The sequence below is a fragment of the Delftia sp. GW456-R20 genome (assembly GCF_001622915.1).
Classification (GTDB): domain Bacteria; phylum Pseudomonadota; class Gammaproteobacteria; order Burkholderiales; family Burkholderiaceae_C; genus Comamonas; species Comamonas acidovorans.
In genome coordinates this window covers 25244-45192 of sequence record NZ_LWCN01000005.1, presented here as the reverse complement: position 1 = coordinate 45192, position 19949 = coordinate 25244, and the positions used below count along the sequence as shown (strand labels likewise).

14 protein-coding genes are annotated in these 19949 nt (G+C 68.6%); 8 read left to right on the top strand and 6 right to left on the bottom strand.

Going from position 1 to position 19949, the window contains the following annotated elements; all coding sequences use genetic code 11:
- Positions 1-13 precede the first annotated feature (13 nt).
- Positions 14-1357, top strand: a complete 1344-nt coding sequence (locus A4F85_RS24175; RefSeq protein WP_063328089.1) for a serine hydrolase domain-containing protein — start codon at positions 14-16, stop codon at positions 1355-1357.
- A gap of 117 nt (positions 1358-1474) precedes the next feature.
- On the opposite strand, the gene A4F85_RS24170 is transcribed toward A4F85_RS24175, so the two are convergent.
- From A4F85_RS24170 to A4F85_RS24160, 3 genes are all read right to left on the bottom strand, one after another.
- Positions 1475-3013 carry an IPTL-CTERM sorting domain-containing protein gene (locus A4F85_RS24170; protein ID WP_063328088.1) on the bottom strand — a complete coding sequence of 513 codons (1539 nt, stop codon included), beginning with the start codon at positions 3011-3013 and terminating at the stop codon, positions 1475-1477.
- A 185-nt stretch (positions 3014-3198) separates the two neighbouring features.
- Positions 3199-4542 carry an NADP-specific glutamate dehydrogenase gene (gene gdhA, locus A4F85_RS24165; protein ID WP_013801081.1) on the bottom strand — a complete coding sequence of 448 codons (1344 nt, stop codon included), beginning with the start codon at positions 4540-4542 and terminating at the stop codon, positions 3199-3201.
- Between the two features lie 352 nt (positions 4543-4894).
- On the bottom strand, positions 4895-5809 hold the full coding sequence (locus tag A4F85_RS24160) for a LysR family transcriptional regulator (protein ID WP_043819201.1): 915 nt from the start codon (positions 5807-5809) through the stop codon (positions 4895-4897).
- A gap of 175 nt (positions 5810-5984) precedes the next feature.
- On the opposite strand from A4F85_RS24160, the gene A4F85_RS24155 reads away from it, so the two are divergent.
- From A4F85_RS24155 to A4F85_RS24140, 4 genes are all read left to right on the top strand, one after another.
- Positions 5985-6845 carry an alpha/beta hydrolase gene (locus A4F85_RS24155; RefSeq protein WP_043819199.1) on the top strand — a complete coding sequence of 287 codons (861 nt, stop codon included), beginning with the start codon at positions 5985-5987 and terminating at the stop codon, positions 6843-6845.
- 114 nt (positions 6846-6959) lie between these two features.
- Positions 6960-8234, top strand: coding sequence for an efflux RND transporter periplasmic adaptor subunit (locus A4F85_RS24150; protein ID WP_063328087.1), 1275 nt, complete (start codon positions 6960-6962; stop codon positions 8232-8234).
- A gap of 86 nt (positions 8235-8320) precedes the next feature.
- A complete protein-coding gene (locus A4F85_RS24145; RefSeq protein ID WP_013801083.1) occupies positions 8321-11572 on the top strand; it encodes an efflux RND transporter permease subunit in 3252 nt (1083 codons plus the stop codon).
- Between the two features lie 28 nt (positions 11573-11600).
- Positions 11601-13058: an efflux transporter outer membrane subunit gene (locus tag A4F85_RS24140; RefSeq protein WP_063328086.1), complete on the top strand. Its 1458-nt coding sequence runs from the start codon at positions 11601-11603 to the stop codon at positions 13056-13058.
- 7 nt (positions 13059-13065) lie between these two features.
- Here the strand turns inward: A4F85_RS24140 and A4F85_RS24135 are convergent, their stop codons facing one another.
- Positions 13066-14085, bottom strand: a complete 1020-nt coding sequence (locus tag A4F85_RS24135; protein WP_063328582.1) for a LysR family transcriptional regulator — start codon at positions 14083-14085, stop codon at positions 13066-13068.
- Positions 14086-14199: 114 nt separating this feature from the next.
- Between A4F85_RS24135 and A4F85_RS24130 the strand changes: the two genes are divergently transcribed.
- Entirely contained in the window at positions 14200-15423 is a 1224-nt protein-coding gene (locus tag A4F85_RS24130; RefSeq protein ID WP_063328085.1) for a M20 aminoacylase family protein, read from the top strand.
- A 52-nt stretch (positions 15424-15475) separates the two neighbouring features.
- Positions 15476-16480 carry a Bug family tripartite tricarboxylate transporter substrate binding protein gene (locus A4F85_RS24125; protein ID WP_063328084.1) on the top strand — a complete coding sequence of 335 codons (1005 nt, stop codon included), beginning with the start codon at positions 15476-15478 and terminating at the stop codon, positions 16478-16480.
- Positions 16481-16523: 43 nt separating this feature from the next.
- On the opposite strand, the gene mutL is transcribed toward A4F85_RS24125, so the two are convergent.
- Both mutL and A4F85_RS24115 read right to left on the bottom strand, forming a co-directional pair.
- The gene (gene mutL, locus A4F85_RS24120) at positions 16524-18548 is read right to left on the bottom strand and encodes a DNA mismatch repair endonuclease MutL (protein WP_063328083.1); all 2025 of its coding nucleotides are present in this window, start codon (positions 18546-18548) and stop codon (positions 16524-16526) included.
- Between the two features lie 164 nt (positions 18549-18712).
- Entirely contained in the window at positions 18713-19003 is a 291-nt protein-coding gene (locus A4F85_RS24115; RefSeq protein WP_013801089.1) for a glycine zipper 2TM domain-containing protein, read from the bottom strand.
- A gap of 273 nt (positions 19004-19276) precedes the next feature.
- Here A4F85_RS24115 and A4F85_RS24110 point away from each other — a divergent pair, with 273 nt between their 5' ends.
- Positions 19277-19927, top strand: a complete 651-nt coding sequence (locus tag A4F85_RS24110; protein WP_043782650.1) for a DedA family protein — start codon at positions 19277-19279, stop codon at positions 19925-19927.
- The last annotated feature ends 22 nt before the right edge of the window (positions 19928-19949 follow it).

The window sequence follows — 19949 nt, the reverse complement described above, 5'->3', positions numbered from 1 at the left end:
CAAGGAGACAACGATGGTCAGTCCGCTCTTTCGGCGTTCCCGGCATGCCATGGCCCTGCTGGCCCTGCTGGCCCTGCTGGCGCTACAGCCCGGCTGGGTGGCGGCCCAGGCACAGGCCCCCGCAGCGCCCGCGCTGCCGCCGCCCGACAGCGTGCGCCTGGAGCAACTGAGGCTGATGCAGGGCTTTCCTCCGGCCGCCGACAAGCGAGTGGACGTGTCCAACGGCTACCGCTATCCGCAACTGCGCTGGGTGGTGCAGCACCTGCGCGAAATCCAGCCCACGCAGAACATCCGGCGCGGCGCGGCGGCGCCCTCGGCCCTGCCCGAAGCGTCCATGGCCCTGGGTGGCCTGCGCTTTGACGACGACAAGGGCCAGCCCGTCACCGTGGACCAGTGGCTGGACCGCACCTATACCGACGCCATCGTGGTGCTGCACAAGGGGCGGGTGGTCTTCGAGCGCTACCAGAACCAGATGCAGGCCAGCTCGCCGCACCTGCTGTTCTCGGTCACCAAGTCGTTCACCGGCCTGATGGCCGCGCAACTGGCCCACGAGGGGCGCATCGACCCCCAGGCGCTGGTGACGAAGTACGTGCCCGAGCTGGAAGGCTCGGCCTGGGGCGACATGACGGTGCGCCAGGTCATGGACATGACGGGCGCCGTGCGCTTTCGCGAGGACTACACCGACCCCAAGACCGAGATCTTCGGCTACTCCTGGGCCTCGGGCATGCTGCCGCGTCCGCCCGGCTACGCGGGGCCGACCAATGTCTACGACTTCCTCAAAACGCTGCCCAAGGAAGGCACGCATGGCGAGGGCTTTGTCTACCGCACCGTGCACTCCGAGGTGCTGGGCTGGATCGTCTCGCGCGTCACGGGCCGGCGCTGGAGCGATCTCATGAGCGAGAACATCTGGCAGAAGCTGGGCATGCAGGAAGACGCCTATGTGATGGTGGACAGCACCGGCACGCCGCTGCAGGGCGCGGGCCTGAACGCCACGGCGCGTGACCTGGCGCGCGTGGGCGAGATGCTGCGCCTGGGCGGCAGCTTCAACGGCCACAAGATCTTCGACAAGGCGGTGCTGGACGACATTGCGCGCGGCGGCGACCGCGAGCAGTTCAAGTTCCGCGGCATCCAGGCCGCGCGGCCCGGCTACAGCTACCGCAACCAGTGGTGGGTGCTGCACAACGCCGACGGCGCCTACGAGGCCGCCGGCATACACGGCCAGTTCATCCACGTGAACCCGGCCGCGCAGATGGTGGTGGTCAAGCTGTCATCGCACCCGGTGGCGGGCGCGGCCTTCACGCATGCGCTGACGCTCAAGGCCTGGGCGGCGCTGGCCGATGCGGTGCGCGACAGGTAGTAGGAACAGGTAGCAGGCAGCAAAAAAGGCAGCGTGCGCAAACACGTTGCCTTCGGCCCGTGGGCAGGCCGGGCCGGCTTCTGATCGCCTGGCACGGCCCGCAATGGAGCGCGCGCGTCAGACCTGGCGGCGCCGCATCCGGGTCATGCCGAACAGGGCCAGCAGGGCCGACATGGCAATCAGGCACCACTGTGACAGGGTGGGCACTGCGGTGGTGGTGGCGGCTGCCGCAGGCATGGCCACGACCACGGGGTCGAGGATGGCGCCGTCCTGGGCTCCGTCATCGTCGCCATCGCCGCCGTCCGTGACGGTGTAGCTGGCAGTGCCACCATTGAAGCTGGAAATCTTCACCCACTGGGCAGGCGTTGCCAGCGGCTTCCATTTCAGCAGAACGGCACCTGCGGGCACGTCTGCATGCGTCACCTGCATGGTCAGCGTGTCGCCGACGGTGCAGTCCCGGGTCTCAAACTCCAGCACGGGCCTGGGCATGTCGGGCACGGCCGTGAAGCCGGCGGGCAAGGGGCCGGGCAGGGCGCTGGTGAATGCGACATGGCGGAAGGTGCAGGTGCCATTGGGCTGGCCTTGCGTGAACTGTGTCCTGCTCGTTCCATCGGCGTGCTGTGTGAGGCCGAGAACAGTCACGGAGACGGTGCCGGTTGCGGCTGCGTAGTTCAAGGGATCGCTGCTGGCCTTGGTCCCCCGCACGACGCAGGTGCCCGTGGCCGTGCCGGTCAACTGGTTGCCGCTGACCGTACATGGCCCGCTCAGGAGCTGGAAGGCGGGGGCGGCATTGCCTATGCCGCCGCTCAGGGCCAGGGTGGTGGTTTCGCCCACGGCAACGACTGTCGGCGTCGCGGTCACGGTGGCTGCCTGGGGCTCGGGGATCTTGATGGGATTGAGCGTGTAGCTGCGGTCCAGCGTATTGGCTTTGCTGTCGGTGACCCGGACCGTGAACGAGGTGCTGCCTGCGGCCGTGGGCGTGCCGCTGATCGTGCCTGTGGCGGGGTCGAGCTCAAGGCCTGCAGGCAGTGCTCCGCTTTGCAGTGCAAACGTGTAGGGTGCGCCCAGGCCGCCGGTTGCCGTCAGCGTCCGGGAGTACAGGCTGCCGACCTGGGGGCTGGGCAAGGTCGAGGGGCTGATGCTCAGGGGAATGAAGGGCTCGACGGAAACGGACTGCAGAGCCGCACCCACAATGTCGGCGGCCGAGAAAGTGATTTTCACGGTGCTGCTGTTGGTGATGGGCTCGTCCAGCGCAATGGTGGAGATGCCCACCGGTGCCGTCTTGGTGTACGTCACGGCGCCCGATGTGATGGTCAGTTGCAACGGATTGGCCGTGCTGTTGCGCATCACGAATGATTGGAAATTGATCTTTCCGGTGAGAGCCGACACCGACCAGGATGCAAAGGGATAGGCCGAGCCGCTGATTCGAAAGCTCATCCAGCCGTTGCTGTCGGTGCCGCAGCGGGTGGTGCCGCCGACCATCTGTGCGGAGAAAAAATAGTAGGGCGATGAAGGCGTCGTGTCAGTCGTGGATCTGCAGTTGCCGTTGACATCCAGATTGGGTTTGAAGCCGAGGGATTCATAGGCGAAGGCATTGCCCAGCGACAGGGCAGCGGCGCCGACGAGCAGCGCTTTGGTGATGGGTCCAGGGAGCATGGGGAACGGGGGTGGAGACAGGGCGCGCTGAGTGTCCTCTCCCGTTGGCCGGCGAATCTGAGCAATTCTGAGAATTGGCTTTCAATAGCGAAGGCCGTCGCGCTTTCTGTGGTGCGGCCCAGCCATGAAAAAAGCCCATGCAGCAGGCTGCATGGGCTTTCGTCAGGGATGGGGAGCGTTGATGCTCAGATCACGCCCTGGGCCAGCATGGCGTCGGCCACCTTGACGAAGCCGGCGATGTTGGCGCCGTCGATGTAGCTGACCGTGCCGTCCTCGCGCTTGCCGTACTTCAGGCAGGCGGCGTGGATGCCTTGCATGATCTGCAGCAGGCGGGCATCGACTTCCTCGGCGGGCCAGGACAGGCGGGCCGCGTTCTGGCTCATCTCCAGGCCCGAGGTGGCCACGCCACCGGCGTTGCTGGCCTTGCCCGGTGCGTACAGCACGCCGGCCTTCTCGAAGGCCTTGGCGGCTTCGATGGTCGAGGGCATGTTGGCGCCTTCGGCCACGCAGACCACGCCGTTGGCGATCAGCACCTTGGCGTCTTCCTCGGTCAGTTCGTTCTGCGTGGCGCAGGGCAGGGCCACGTCCACCTTCAGGTGCCACGGCGTCTTGCCGCGCAGGAACTCGGCGCCCACCAGCTTGGCGTACTCGTCCACGCGGCCGTAGCGGTGGTTCTTCACGTCCATGAGGATGGCCAGCTTCTCGGTGGTGAAGCCGTCCTGGTCATACACGGTGCCCGAGGAGTCGGAGACCGACACCACCTTGGCGCCCAGTTGCAGGGCCTTCTCCACGGCGTACTGGGCCACGTTGCCCGAACCCGAGACGGAGACGGTCTTGCCTGCGAAGGACTGGCCGCGCGTGGCCAGCATTTCCTGGGCGAAGTAGACGGTGCCGTAGCCGGTGGCTTCGGGGCGGATCAGCGAGCCGCCGAAGGACAGGCCCTTGCCCGTGAACACGCTGGCGGCGCTGTTGGACAGCTTCTTGTACATGCCGGCCATGAAGCCCACTTCGCGGCCGCCCACGCCGATGTCGCCTGCCGGCACGTCGGTGTCCGGGCCCACGTGGCGGAACAGCTCGGTGACGAAGGCCTGGCAAAAGCGCATGACTTCAGCGGGGCTCTTGCCCTTGGGATCGAAGTCCGAGCCGCCCTTGCCGCCGCCCATGGGCAGCGTGGTCAGCGCGTTCTTGAAGGTCTGCTCGAAGGCCAGGAACTTGAGCACCGACAGCGTGACCGAGGGGTGGAAACGCAGGCCGCCCTTGTAGGGGCCGATGGCCATGCTGTGCTGGATGCGGAAGCCGCGGTTGACCTGCACATGGCCCTTGTCGTCGGTCCAGCTCACGCGGAACATGACCACGCGCTCGGGCTCGACCAGACGCTCCAGCAGGCCGAGTTCGGCGTACTTGGGGTTCTTCTCGATGAAGGGCCAGAGGCTTTCCATCACTTCGGTGACGGCTTGCAGGAATTCGGGCTGGCCGGGGTTGCGTTGCGCCACTTCTTCAAGGAATTGGCCGACGGACTCGTACTTCATGGAAAAACCTCTGACTAAAAAACGGCTGCGGGAAGGGGTGAGTGCAAACCAAAATTATGCCAAAAAGTTATGCCGTCATGCATCGTTTTGGTGAACGGTGCCCGTGCTTGGTGCCTGAATGCCGTTTTTCGGTGCATTTCCAGAGAGGTGCCGACGGTATTTGGTGCATGGGCAGGGCCTGCGTGCCGCAGTGAGCGGGCAGGCCGCGGCCTGGATCAGCCGTATCCGGTGGCGTGCATGGTCATGGCGAATGGGAATGGCTGGCGCCATGCCAGCTGACATGAAGAGTGGCTAGGAAGGCCTTGCAGCCGGGCGGGGCTTGGGCCCGCCCGGCCATCCCATCGACGGCCTTTCAGCTGCGCTGCAGCTGGGGATGGCGCGCGAACAGGTCGGCGGCCCAGTCCACGAAGGCCCGCACCTTGGCGCTGAGGTGGCGGTTGGGCGGATAGACCACGTGAATGGGCAGCGGCGGCTGTGTCCATTCGGGCAGGACCTCGACCAGTTCGCCGCTGTCGATCAGCGGCTGGGCAAAGGCCGTGACCAGCTGCGCGATGCCAAAGCCCGCCAGCACGGCGGCCGTGTAGGCATTGCTGTCGTTGGCCGCAATGCGGTAGTTGCCTGCCACCTCGATGGATTCATCGCCCCGCTGGAATTCCAGCGGGTACATGCGCCGCGTATGGCCCGCGAAGAAGGCGACGATCTGGTGCTTCGTATCCAGCTCGGAAGGGTGCTGGGGCACGCCGTGGCGTGCCAGGTAGGCAGGCGAGGCCACGGTGACCCAGTTCATCGAGCCGATGCGCCGCGCCACCAGGGATTGGTCGCTGAGCTCGCCCCCGCGGATCACGCAGTCCACGTTGTCGCTGATCAGGTCCACCAGGCGGTCGCCCACGCCCAGGTCGATCTGTATGTCGGGGTAGCGTTCGCAGAATTCGGTCAGCGCCGGAATGATGATCAGCCGGGCCATGGAGCTGCCCACGTCCAGCCGCAGCCGCCCGCTGGGCGCGGTCTGGGTGTTGACCATGCTGGCTTCGAGATCGTCGAAATCGTTGAGCAGGCGTGCCGCGCGTTCGTAGTAGGCCGCGCCATCGGGCGTGACGGTGACGCGCCGCGTCGTGCGGTTGAGCAGCTTGACGCGCACGCGCGCCTCCAGCGCCTGTATCTGTTTGGTGACCGTGCCCTTGGGCAGGTCGAGCGAATCGGCGGCGCGGGTGAAGTTGCCGGCTTCCACCACGCGAACGAAGACACGCATGGCCTGGATCTGGTCCATGGAAAGTTGCTCCTGCAGCGCCCGGCAAGGGAATGCCGGCTCGGCGGAATTCTCACATGCGCGGTATCGGGCGATTGTTCGTGAAACGGAAACAGAGCGATGGCTGCGTTGCTATTTCAGACATGGCCGGCGCCGCCTATATTCCAACCATCGACCATTGCCGCAGGTTCGCGCCATGTCCACTTCCCCGTCGCTTCCGAACGGCCCCGCCGCCGGGGCGCAGATTGCCGAAACAGAATTCTCCATCGAGCTGCCCGAGCACGGCACCGTGGCTGCGCGCGCCTATGGCCAGCGCAGGCCCGGCACGGTCTCGCCGCTGGTGCTGCATTTCCATGGCGGCACCTTTGTCTGCGGCACGCTGGACAACGGGCGCTACATCGGCCGGCTGCTGGCCGAGGCGGGCGCCGTCGTGGTGTCGCTGGCCTACCCGCTGGCGCCCGAGCATCCGTTTCCCCAGCCCATCGAGGTGGGCTACGCCGTGCTGCAGTGGCTGTACAAGCACCGCGTGAAGATGGCGGGCAAGGGCGCGCCGCTGTTCCTCGCGGGTGAAGAAGCCGGCGGCAACCTGGCCGCCGCCGTGGCCGTGATCTCGCGCGACCGGGGCCATCCGCCGCTGGCGGGCCAGATCCTGGTGTCGCCCATGCTCGATCCCTGCACCGGCACCGCCTCGCAGCGCGAGGCCACGCCCGAGGCCGGCGAATGCCGCTGGGCCACGGGCTGGCGCGAGTACCTGAGCTGCCCCAAGGACGCCATGCATCCCTATGCCGTGCCCGGCAGCTCGCTGCGCCTGGCCCAGCTGCCGCCGGCCCTGGTGCTGGTGGGTGGTGACGACCCGCTGCGCGACGAGGCCCAGGCCTATGCGGCCCGCCTGCGCGCGGCCGGGGTGACGGCCAGCAGCCATGTGCTGCCCAGCGCGTCGAACTGGCCGCAGGCCCTGTCCGAGGCCGAGGCCTGTACGGCCTGCAGCGCCGCCGTGTCCCAGCATGTGCATGACTTCTTCGAGGCCACCATGAACAAGCCCGCAGCACCGGGCTAGGCCCCGCGCCGCCGCAGCCGGCGACACCTGCTGCCCCGTTTTCCCCTTCCGCCTTCCCGGCGCGTTCAGGCGCCGGGCGGGCATCGTGTTCCCTGAATTTCGCAAAAAAACACCATGTCCACCGAATCCACCTCATCCTCTTCCTCCGTCTCCGTCCAGCGCAAGGGCTGGAGATTGCCTGCCGCCGCTGCGGCCATCCTCGCCGTCAGCGCCGGCCTGTTCGGCCTGCATGGCTTCGATGCCAAGGCCGATGACGTGCCCGCCAGCGCCCAGCCCGCCGCCACGCCCGTGTCGGTGGCCACGGTCGCCGAAAGCGAGGTCACCGCCTGGGACGAGTTCTCGGGCCGCCTTGAAGCCGTGGAGCGCGTGGACATCCGCTCCCGCGTGGCTGGCGCCGTGCAGGCCGTGCACTTTCGCGAGGGCGCGCTGGTCAAGCAGGGCGATCTGCTGATCACCATCGACCCCGCACCGTATGCGGCCGAGGTCGAGCGTGCCGAAGCGCAGGTGGCCTCGGCCCAGGCACGCCAGTCCTATGCGCGCAGCGAGCAGGAGCGCGCACGCCGCCTGTGGGACGAGCGGGCGATTGCCCAGCGCGAGCTGGACGAGCGCATCAACGCAGGCAGCGAGGCCGAGGCCAATCTGCGCGCGGCCCAGGCGTCCCTGCAATCGGCGCGGCTGAACCTGGGCTACACCCAGGTGCGCGCCCCCGTGTCGGGCCGCATCGGCAAGCGCGAGATCACCGTGGGCAACCTGGTGGCCGCAGGCCCGGGCGCGCCGGTGCTGACCACGCTGGTCTCGGTCAGCCCCATCTATGCGAGCTTCGATGCCGATGAGCAGGTCATCACGCGCGCGCTCAAGGAACTGGGCGGCGGCGCGGGCAACCGCGCCAGGATCGACAGCATTCCCGTGCAGATGGGCACGGCCACGGCCGGCAGCACGCCCTTCGAGGGCCGGCTGCAGCTGATCGACAACCAGGTCGATGCCCGAAGCGGCACGGTGCGCGTGCGCGCCGCCTTCGACAACAAGGACGGCGCCCTCATGCCCGGCCAGTTCGCCCGCATCCGCATGGGCCAGGCGCGCGACAGCAGCATGCTGCTGGTCAGCGAGCGCGCCATCGGCACGGACCAGAGCAAGAAGTACGTGATGGTGGTGGGCGGCGACAACAAGGCCGTCTACCGCGAGGTGGCCCTGGGCGCCTCGGTCAACGGCCTGCGCAACGTGACCCAGGGCCTGCAGCCCGGCGAGCGCGTGGTCGTCAACGGCCTGCAGCACATCCGCCCCGGCGCCCTGGTCGCGCCCAAGGAGGTGTCCATGGATGCGCGGGCCGATGCGCGCCAGCCGGGCACCCGGCAGGCAGCCGAACAAGTGGCTGACGCAACCAAGTCCTGATCTAGCCGCACACCTTTCCTGCCTCTGAAATGCCGCCTGACCGCAGGCGGCATGGGCCGCGCTTTGCCGTGGCGGAGCCAAACACCATGAACCTATCCAAATTCTTCATTGACCGGCCGATCTTCGCAGGCGTGCTTTCGCTGCTGATGCTGATCGCCGGCCTGATCGCCATGGGCGGGCTGCCGATCTCGGAATACCCCGAGGTCGCGCCGCCGTCCGTGGTGGTGCGCGCCCAGTACCCGGGCGCCAATCCCAAGGTGATCGCCGAGACCGTGGCCACGCCGCTGGAAGAGCAGATCAACGGCGTCGAAGGCATGCTCTACATGGGCAGCCAGGCCACCAGCGACGGCGTGATGACGCTGACCGTCACCTTCCGCCTGGGCACCGACCCCGACAAGGCGCAGCAGATGGTGCAAAACCGCGTCTCGCAGGCCGAGCCGCGCCTGCCCGAGGAAGTGCGCCGCCTGGGCATCACCACGGTCAAGAGCGCACCCGACCTGACCATGGTGGTGCACCTGGTCTCGCCCAACCAGCGCTATGACATCAACTACCTGCGCAACTACGCGGTGCTGAACGTGAAGGACCCGCTGGCGCGCATCGAGGGCGTGGGTCAGATCCAGATCTTCGGCGGTGGCGACTACGCCATGCGCGTGTGGCTGGACCCGCAGAAGGTGGCGCAGCGCGGCCTGTCGGCCAGCGATGTGGTGGCTGCCATCCGCGGCCAGAACGTGCAGGCTGCGGCCGGCGTGGTCGGCGCCTCGCCGGGGCTGCCGGGCGTGGACATGCAACTGTCCATCAACGCCCAGGGCCGCTTGCAAAGCGAGGAGGACTTCGGCGACATCATCGTCAAGAGCGGCTCCGACGGCGCCGTGACCCGCCTGCGCGACATCGGCCGCCTGGAGATGGGCGCGGCCGACTATTCGCTGCGCTCGCTGCTGAACAACGACCCGGCCGTGGGCATGGGCGTGTTCCAGGCGCCGGGCTCCAATGCGCTGGAAATCTCGGCCAACGTGCGCAAGACCATGGAGGCCCTGAACAAGAACATGCCCGAGGGCCTGGAGTACCGCATCGCCTACGACCCCACGCAGTTCGTGCGCGCCTCCATCGAATCGGTGGTGCACACGCTGCTGGAGGCCATCGTGCTCGTGGTGCTGGTGGTGATCCTGTTCCTGCAGACCTGGCGCGCCTCCATCATCCCGCTGCTGGCCGTGCCGGTGTCGGTGATCGGCACCTTTGCCGTGCTGCATCTGCTGGGCTTTTCCATCAACGCGCTGAGCCTGTTCGGCCTGGTGCTGGCCATCGGCATCGTGGTGGATGACGCCATCGTCGTGGTCGAGAACGTGGAGCGCAACATCGAGGCCGGTCTCACGCCGCGCAACGCCACCTATCGCGCCATGCGCGAAGTGTCCGGGCCCATCATCGCCATCGCTCTGGTGCTGGTGGCGGTGTTCGTGCCGCTGGCCTTCATCAGCGGCCTCACGGGCCAGTTCTACAAGCAGTTTGCGGTGACCATCGCCATCTCCACGGTGATCTCGGCCATCAACTCGCTGACGCTGTCGCCCGCGCTGGCGGCCCTGCTGCTGCGCGGCCACGATGCGCCCAAGGACGCGCTGACGCGCGGCATGGACCGGGCCTTCGGCTGGCTGTTCCGCGGCTTCAACCGCATGTTCCACCGGGGCTCCGAGGCCTACAGCGGCGGCGTGGGCCGCGTGATCTCGCGCAAGGCGCTGATGCTGGCCATCTACCTGGCGCTGATCGCCGTGACCTTCGGCCTGTTCAAGGCCGTGCCTTCGGGCTTCGTGCCCGCGCAGGACAAGCAGTACCTGATCGGCTTTGCCCAGTTGCCTGACGGCGCCACGCTGGACCGCACGGACGAGGTGATCCGCCGCATGGGCGAGATCATGAAGGACAACCCCAACGTGGAGGACACGATCGCCTTCCCGGGCCTGTCCATCAACGGCTTCACCAACAGCTCCAACTCGGGCATCGTCTTCGCCACGCTCAAGCCCTTCGACGAGCGCAAGCGCGCCGACCAGAGCGGCGGCGCCGTGGCCGGCCAGCTCAACCAGGCCTTCGCAGGCATCCAGGACGCCTTCATCGTCATGTTCCCGCCGCCACCCGTGGCGGGCTTGGGCACGACGGGCGGCTTCAAGCTGCAGCTGGAAGACCGCGCCTCCCTGGGCTATGACCAGATGGATGCGGCCGTGAAGGCCTTCATGGCCAAGGCCTACCAGACGCCCGAGCTGACCGGCATGTTCACCAGCTGGCAGGTCAACGTGCCCCAGCTGTATGCCGACATCGACCGCACCAAGGCGCGCCAGCTCGGCGTGCCGGTGACGGACATCTTCGACACCATGCAGATCTACCTGGGCAGCCTGTATGCGAACGACTTCAACAAGTTCGGCCGCACCTACAGCGTCCGCGTGCAGGCCGACGCGCCCTACCGCGCGCGTGCCGAGGACGTGGGCATGCTCAAAGTGCGCTCCAGCTCGGGCGAGATGATTCCGCTGTCGGCGCTGATGAAGGTGGACTCCAGCTTCGGCCCCGAGCGCGCCATGCGCTACAACGGCTACCTCACGGCCGACATCAACGGCGGTGCCGCACCGGGCTTCTCTTCGGGCCAGGCGCAGGACGCCATCAAGCGCATCGCGGCCGAGACCCTGCCCAAGGGCATCGACTTCGAATGGACCGACCTGACCTACCAGGAAATCCTGGCCGGCAATTCGGCGGTGATCGTGTTCCCGCTGGCCCTGCTGCTGGTCTTCCTGGTGCTGGCCGCGCAGTACGAGAGCCTGACCCTGCCGATTGCCATCATCCTGATCGTTCCCATGGGCCTGCTGGCGGCCATGACCGGCGTCTGGCTGTCGGGTGGGGACAGCAATGTCTTCACGCAGATCGGGCTCATCGTGCTGGTGGGGTTGAGTGCGAAGAACGCCATCCTTATCGTGGAGTTCGCGCGGGAGCTGGAGTTCGAGGGCCGCACGCCCATACAAGCCGCCATCGAGGCCAGCCGGCTGCGCCTGCGCCCCATCCTGATGACATCGCTGGCCTTCGTCATGGGCGTGCTGCCCCTGGTGCTGTCCACGGGCGCCGGCTCGGAAATGCGCCGCGCCATGGGCGTGGCCGTGTTCTCGGGAATGATCGGGGTGACGGCCTTCGGCCTGTTCCTGACGCCCGTGTTCTACGTGCTGATGCGCCGCCTGGCAGGCAACCGGCCGCTCAAGCAGCATGGGCCCGAGATGGAGGAAGAGGCCCCTGCACATGCACCCGCCCACGGCCATGCCTCGGGTGGCGGCGCGCTGCCCATGCCCTCTGCTGCGCGTGGCGAGCATGAATGAGCCCACACCACAAGAACAGGAACCGATCATGAAGATCCCATCGCTTTCGAAACTGTCCAGGCGTCTGCTGCCCCTGGTGGCGGCGCTGGCCCTGGCCGGCTGCGCCAGCGTGTCCCAGAGCCTGCCCGAGCTGCCGGCCGCCCCCGCCTTCAAGGAGCAGGGCGCCGCACCGCAGGCGGGCTGGACCCAGGCCCTGCCCGCCGAAGCCCAGGCACGCGGCCAATGGTGGCTGGCCTTTGCCGACCCGGCGCTGAACGCGCTGGTGGACAAGGCCACGCTGGACAACCAGAGCATCCAGGCCGCGGCCGCACGCCTGGCCGAGGCCCGCGCCCTGGCGCGCAGCGCCAATGCGGAGCGCCTGCCCCAACTGGGCCTGGGCGCAGGGGCCACGCGCGGCGCGGGGCTGGACAAGGCCTCGGGCACGCGGCCGGCCACCCTGGTCAATGCGGGACTGAACCTGTCGTATGAGGTCGATCTGTTCGGCCGCATTTCCCAGGCGGCCGACGCATCGCGGCTGGATGCCGAGGGCCGCGAGGCCCTGCTGCAAAGCACGCGGCTGGCCGTGCAGGCCGAGGTCGCACAGACCTATCTGCAACTGCGCGCGCTGGACGCCGAGCGCGCCCTGATGCGCGAGACCGTGGAGGCCTACCGCGACACGCTGCGCCTGTCGGAGCGAAGGCTGCAGGCCGGCGACATTGCCGAGCTGGACGTGGCCCGCATCCAGGCCGAGCTGTCGGCCACCGAATCGGACGCGCTGGCACTGGACCGCCAGCGCGCCCAGGTCGAGCATGCGCTGGCCGTGCTGGTGGGTGACTCGGCCTCGCGCTTCGGCCTGGGCGAAGGCGCCTGGACCACGGCTCTGCCTTCTATTCCAGCCGGCGTGCCGGCCACGGTGCTGATGCGCCGGCCCGACATCTCGGCCGCGCAGCGCGCCGTGTTCGCCGCCCAGTCGCGCGTGGGCGTGGCCAAGACAGCCTGGTTCCCCAGCATCTCGCTGACCGGCGCGGCCGGCCACGCCTCGCCCGAGGTCGGTGACCTGTTCAAGTGGTCCATGCGCTCCTGGGGCGTGGGCGCCCTGCTGTCGCTGCCGCTGTTCGACGGCGGCCGGCGCGAGGCCGGCGTGCAGGCCGCAGGCGCGCAGCTCGATGCCGCGCTGGCCGCCTACCGCCAGCAGGCGCTGGTGGCCTTCCAGGAGGTGGAGGACCAGCTGTCATCCATCCGCATCCTGCAGGAGCAGTCCACCGTGCAGGGCCAGGCCGTGGTGGCCGCCAAGCGTGCCACCAGCCTGTCGGACACGCGCTACCGCAATGGCTACGTCAGCCAGCTGGACCTGCTGGATGCGCGCCGCAGCGAACTGCGCAACCGCCGCCAGGCGCTGCAGGTGAAGTCCGCGCAGTACCAGGCCGCCGTGGGCCTGATCCGGGCGCTGGGCGGGGGCTGGGATGTGCCGGCTGACGTGCCGGTGGCCCAGGCCGCGCTGCGCTGAGGCACCCTCAGGCCAGCACGTCGATGGAGCGGAACACGCGCTGCAGCACCGGGTCCGGGCTGTGGCGGCAGGCGTGGACCTGCTCCATGAGGTGGTGCACGAAGCGCTCGGCCACCCAGGGCAGGGGGCCGTGGCCGCGCTGGACCACGCCCACGGTGTGGGGCTCGAACTGCTCGCGCAGGGACAGCGGCACCAGGGTGCCCTGGGGCACGCCCGATTCGATCAGCGGCCAGGGGCACAACGAGAGCATGTCGCTGTGCGCGATCAGGTGCAGCAGCAGCGATGCCGAATGCACCAGGTGGATGTGGCCCACGGGGACGGGCAGGCCGTGGCGCAGGAACAGGCGCCGCACCAGGTCGTCTTCTTCAGGCGGCGTGTAGTTGAGCAGCCAGTCGCAGTCCATCAGCTCGGCCAGCGAACGGGCGCCTGCCAGCGGGTGGCCGGTGCGGGCCACGACGGTGGCGTCGTAGCGGAACAGCGGCGTGCCATGCAGGTCGCCGCCCGAGGGGCCCGAAGGCACGCGGCCGATCAGCAGGTCCAGCGTGCCTTCGCGCAGGCGCGGATGGGCCACGGCCGACAGGCCCTCGAACAGCTCCAGCCGCACCTGGGGCAGTTCGGCGCGGAAGGCGCGCAGCACATGGGGCAGCAGGCTCTGGCCCACCCAGGGCGTCACGCCCACGCACAGGCGCGCCACGGCGCAGGTGTCGCGCAGGCGGGCCATTTCATCCTCGGCCTGGGCCATCTGCCCGGTGATCAGCTGGGCGTGGCGCAGCAGCGTGCGCCCGGCCGGCGTGAGGACGATGCCGCTGCTCTGGCGCTCGAACAGCGCAAGGCGGTGGCCTTCCTCCAACTCGCGCAGGGCCTGGGTGATGGCCGACTGCGTGATGCCCAGCGCGCGTGACGCGGCGCGCACGCTGCCGCAGCCGGCCACGGCGACGAGGTAGCGCATCTGGTGCAGCTTCATTGCGGGGCCGGCATCGGGGTGGGGCTGGGAATGCATGGGCCGATCTTGCAGGTTTCGTGCCATGTGTGCCATGCCCGTGATTGGCGCGTGCAGGTGTTCAGGGGATGACAGGCAATGCCTGGCAGGGCAGGCGCTGGTGGTCTTCCACCCGCTGCCCACGCTTCCTAGACTGCGGGCATGAACATTGACCCGCCCGTTTCCACCATGGCCGAAGCCGCCGATCCGGTGCTTGCCGGCATACGCGCCACGCAGGCCGAGATGGTGGCCCTGCGCCATCACCTGCATGCCCATCCCGAGCTGGCCTTCGAGGAGTTCGCCACCAGCGACTTGGTGGCCGAGCGCCTGGCCTCCTGGGGCTATGAAGTGCACCGGGGCCTGGGAGGCACGGGCGTGGTCGGCACGCTGCGCTGCGGTACGGGCACGCGCCGGCTGGGCCTGCGTGCCGACATGGACGCGCTGCCCATCCACGAGCAGACCGGTCTGCCCTATGCCAGCCGCCACGCGGGACGCATGCATGCCTGCGGGCATGACGGCCATACCGCCATCCTGCTGGCCGCCGCGCGCGAGCTGGCCCAGGCGCGCGGCTTCGACGGCACGCTGCACCTGATCTTCCAGCCGGCCGAGGAGGGCCTGGGCGGGGGGCGCAAGATGGTGGAGGATGGCCTGTTCGATCTTTTCCCCTGCGATGCCATCTTTGCGCTGCACAACATGCCGGGCTTTGCCGAGGGACAGTTCGGCTTTCGCGAGGGCTCGTTCATGGCTTCGTCGGACACGGTGATCATCACCGTGCGCGGCAAGGGCGGCCATGGCTCGGCCCCCCATCTGTCGGCCGACCCGGTGGTGGCGGCGGCCCACCTGGTGCTGGCGCTGCAGACCGTGGTCTCGCGCAATGTCGATCCGCGTGACATGGCCGTGGTCAGCGTGGGCGCCATCCATGGCGGCGATGCGCCCAACGTGATCCCTGGCGAGGTGGAGCTGCGCCTGTCCGTGCGCGCCTACCGGCCCGAGGTGCGTGCCCTGCTGCGCGAACGCATCACCGCGCTGGCCCATGCCCAGGCCGCCACGCTGGGGGCCGAGGCCGTGGTGGACTACCGCTGGCGCTATCCGGCCCTGGTCAACGATGCGGCCAGCACGGCCTTCGCCCGCGAGGTGGCGCGCGACTGGCTGGGCGAGCAGGCGCTGATCCCCGACCTGCAGCCGCTGACGGGCAGCGAGGACTTCTCCTTCATGCTCGAACAATGCCCGGGCAGCTACCTGATCGTGGGCAACGGCGTGGGCGACATGCATGGCACGGGCGGCTGCATGGTCCACAACCCCGGCTACGACTTCAACGACCGCATCCTGCCGCTGGCCGCCACCTACTGGGTGAAGCTGGCTCGGCGTTTTCTGTCCGCCGCCTGAGGCGCCGCGCCCGCACCGGATTCCTTTCACGACTTCACCTGCGAATGCCACCATGCGCACTGCATTTCCTCTTTCCTCCGAGGCCCGCCAGGTCCTGAGCCGCCGCACCCTCCTGGGCGCCGCCGCGCTGGGGCTGGCCCTGCCGGCTGCTGCACAGGTCGGCTTTCCTGCCAAGCCCTTGAAGCTGGTCGTCGGATACCCGGCCGGTGGTTCGGTGGACCTGGTCGCCCGCGTGGTGGGCGATGCGCTGGCCGCGCGGCTGCGCGGCACGGTGGTGGTGGACAACGTGGGTGGGGCGGCCGGCGCCATTGCGGCCCAGCGCGTGGCCTCGGCACCGGCCGATGGCTATACGCTGCTGGTGGGGGCCAGCAACGAGCTGGTGGCCACGCGCATCGTCAACCCCGCGCAGCGCTACGACGGCCGCCGCGATTTCACGCCGCTGGGCCTGGTGGCCACCGGCCCGCTGATCCTGGCCGCACGCCCGGGCCTGGGCGTGAAGAGCATGGCCGACTTGCTGGAGCTGGCGAAGCGCCGGCCCGGCAAGCTCAGCTACGGCAGCTCGGGCGTGGGGTCGACCCTGTATTTCGCGGGAGAGCTGTTCAAGCAGCGCGCGGGTGTTTCCATCACCCATGTGCCCTACCGCGGCGTGGCGCCGTTGACCAGCGACCTGGCGGGCGGCAGCCTGGACCTGGCCATGCTCTCGCCCACGGCGGCGCAACCGTTTTTGCAGAGCGGGCGCATCGTGCCGCTGGCGGTCACCAGCGCGCAGCGCCTGTCCGCCTTGCCCCAGGTTCCAGCCATGGCCGAAATGGCGCCGCTGCGCGGTTATGAATTGGTGGGCTGGTTTGCGCTGATGGCGCCGCGCGGACTGCCCGCCGCCACCGCGCAGCGCATCACGGCGGCCCTGCAGGAGGCGCTGGCCGAGCCCGCCGTGCGCAAGCGCCTGGAAGATGCAGGCATGGTGCCCGCCTCCGGCCGCGAGGACCTGGCGCGCCTGATCGCCGAGGAAGACCGCAAATACGAGCAGCTGGCGGCCTTCGCGAACATGCGCGACTGACGGCGTTGACGGTGCTGACGGCGCTGGCGGCAGCCGCGCAGGTTCAGCGACCGCGCAGGAACAGCGCGTCCAGCTCCTTCATGCTCATCTGCCGCCAGGTGGGGCGGCCGTGGTTGCATTGGTCGGAGCGCTCGGTGACTTCCATCTGGCGCAGCAGGGCGTTCATCTCGTCCAGCGTCAGGCGGCGGTTGGCGCGCACGGCGCCGTGGCAGGCCATGGTGGCCAGGATCTCATTGCGCGCGCGCTGCACCACGGTGCTGGCGTCGTGCTGGGCCAGCTCGGCCAGCACGCTGCGCGCCAGCTCCACGGCATCGCCCTGAGCCAGGGTGGCGGGCACGGCACGCACGGCCAGCGTCTTGGGCGAGAAGGGGGAAACCTCCATGCCCAGCGCCTGCAGCGTGTCGCCATGGGCCTCGGCCGTGGCCACTTCCTCGGGTGTGGCGGCGAAGGTGGCGGGAATCAGCAGCGGCTGGCTGGGGATCTGCTCTGCCGCGTTGACGGCATTCTTGAGCTGCTCGTAGACGATGCGCTCGTGCGCCGCATGCATGTCCACCACGACCATGCCCTGGGCGTTCTCGGCCAGGATGTACACGCCGTGGATCTGGGCGACGGCGCGGCCCAGGGGCCAGATGGTTTCTTCGGCAGCGGCAGGGGTGTCCGCTGCCGGGGGCGTGAAGTTCGCAGGTGAAGGCTCGGTGACGGTGACTGGCTGGGGCTGTGCAGCGGGTGCATAGCTGGCGGGCACATCGCCGGCAGGCCATTGCACGCCGGGCCTGTCCACCGGGTCTTCGGCAGCACCGGCAGTCTGCATGGCCGTCTGTGCGGGAAGCGCCACGGGGGCCGGCGCGGCTTCGCGCATGGGTGCCCACAGGCCCGCTATGTTGCTGACCTTGTGGCCGCCCTGTTCATCGCCAAAGCTCATGCGCGCCTGGGGCCAGGCGGGAGCCGCCACCTTGGGCGCGGTGGCCGGTGCGGCAGGGGCCAGCTCCGGGGTGCGGGCGGCTTCCTCGGCGGCAGCGGCTGCGGCGGCGGCCGCGCGCGGGGCGGCCAGCGCGTTCTCTATGGCGTGGCGCACGGCCTGGTGCACCTCGCGGCTGTCGCGAAAGCGCACCTCGATCTTGGTGGGGTGCACGTTCACGTCCACGCGCGCAGGGTCGATCTCCACATACAGCGCATAGACGGGCTGCTTGTGGCCGTGCAGCACATCCTCGTAGGCGCTGCGCGAGGCGTGGGTCAGCACCTTGTCGCGCACGAAGCGGCCATTGACGTAGCAGAACTGGTGGTCGGGCCGGGAGCGCGCCGCATCGGGAATGCCCGCGCGGCCCGTGACGTGGACGGCGCCCGACCAGTGCTCCACCGTCACGGAGTTCTGCACGAAGGCGTCGCCCAGCACATCGCCCAGGCGGCGCGCAAGGGCTTCATCCGACATGCTGCCGGCGGCACGCCACTGCTCGACCAGCTTGCCTTCGTGCCAGATGGCAAAGCCCACGTCGGGCCGGGCCAGCGCATGGCGGCGCACGGACTCGATGCAGTGGGCCAGCTCCGTGGCGTCGCTCTTGAGGAATTTGCGGCGGGCCGGTGTGGAGAAGAACAGCTCCTTGACCTCGACCGTCGTGCCCTGGTTGCGGGCGGCGGGGCGCAGCTCGCCGCTGCGCGCATCGAGCAGATAGGCCGAGTCCTGGCCCGCAGGGCGCGAGAGGATGGATGCCTCGGACACCGAGCAGATGGCCGCCAGCGCCTCGCCGCGAAAGCCCATGGTGGCCACGGTCTCCAGGTCGTGCAGGTCGGTGATCTTGCTGGTGGCATGGCGGCGCAATGCCACGGGCAACTCGTCGCGCGGGATGCCGCCGCCGTCGTCCTCCACCGAGATCAGCCGCACGCCGCCGGCCAGCAGCCGCACGTTGATCTGGCGGGCGCCCGCATCCAGTGCGTTGTCCACGAGTTCGCGCACCACCGAGGCAGGGCGCTCGACGACTTCGCCGGCCGCGATCTGGCTGATCAGCTCGTCGGGCAGGTCGCGGATGGGGCGGCGGGGGAGGGTGTCGGAGGATGGGATGGATGCGTTCACGCGGCAATTCTAGGGGCTCGCATCCACCGCTTGCGGGCTGTGGGAATGGGGTGTGCGGCGCCGGCGCCCGCAAAAAAAAGGAGCCGCGAAAGCGGCTCCAAGAGGCGTCCCCGGCAACAAAGGCCGGAGCCGGGGGCACTCTTTGAATGAGGGTGGCTGCAGGGTCAGCGGCGGCGGCCTGCGCGGTCGCTGTTGCTGCCCATCTGGTTGCCGACCAGCGCACCGGCCGCGGCGCCGCCCACGGTGCCCAGCGTGGTGCCGAACAGCGCGCTGCCCAGCACGCCACCGGCCACGGCGCCCACGCCCGTGCCCAGTTGCGCATTGTTGGGGCGGTGGGCGCAGCCGCCCATCGCGAGCGCGCCGGTCAGCAGGGCGGCGATGGCCAGGGTGCGGCCCATCGTGGAGCCGGACTGGCGTTCGGACTTGTGCGCGAAAGTGCGAAGGGTCTTGTTCATGGCTTGCTTCCTTGTGTCTTGGCGATGGTGGTGAGGCCGGGCCGGCATTGCCGACGGCATGGAAGCACTTTGCCTGCAAAAAGCTGACGCACTCATGAGTTTTTCGTAGAGTTTTATCAAGTTGTGTAACAAAACAAGCTTGATTTCAAGCATTTGTAGATTCCTGCAAGCGCCGGTGTGTGCGATGGCCTGACCGGCTCCGGCTCGGCCGTGGGGGCATGCCGGCGAAGTACAGTACGGGCCGGTGCGGCGCCCGCCGCGGAGGACTCTCTTTTGGAAATCATTCAGTTCCTGATCGACTTCATCCTGCACATCGACAAGCATCTGGAGGCCTTTGTCGTGGCCTATGGACCCTGGGTGTATGCGCTGCTGTTTCTCATCGTCTTCGTGGAGACGGGCGTGGTGGTCATGCCCTTTCTGCCTGGCGACTCGCTGTTGTTCATCGTCGGCGCGCTGTGCGGCGTGGGCCTCATGGACTATTCGATCGCCTGCACCGTGCTGCTGGTGGCGGCCGTGCTGGGCGACCAGTGCAACTACACCATCGGCCGCTACATAGGGCCCAAGGTGTTCCAGTGGGAGGACTCGCGCTGGTTCAACCGCCGCGCCTTCGACCAGGCCCACGCGTTCTACGAGCGCTATGGCGGCATCACCATCGTGCTAGCCCGCTTCATGCCGTTCATCCGCACCTTTGCGCCCTTCGTGGCCGGGGTGGCCGCGATGAACCGGGGCAAGTTCACTGCCTTCAATGTGGGCGGGGCGATTGTCTGGGTGTTCGGCATCAGCGCAGCCGGCTATTTCTTCGGCAACCTGCCCTGGGTGCGCGAGAACCTGGAGAAGATCATCTGGGGCCTGATCCTGGTGCCGGGCCTGATCGCCATCTTTGGCGCCTGGCGCGCGGGGCGCGCGCCCAAGACGGCTGCCTGAGCTTTCAGCGCATAGAAAAAAC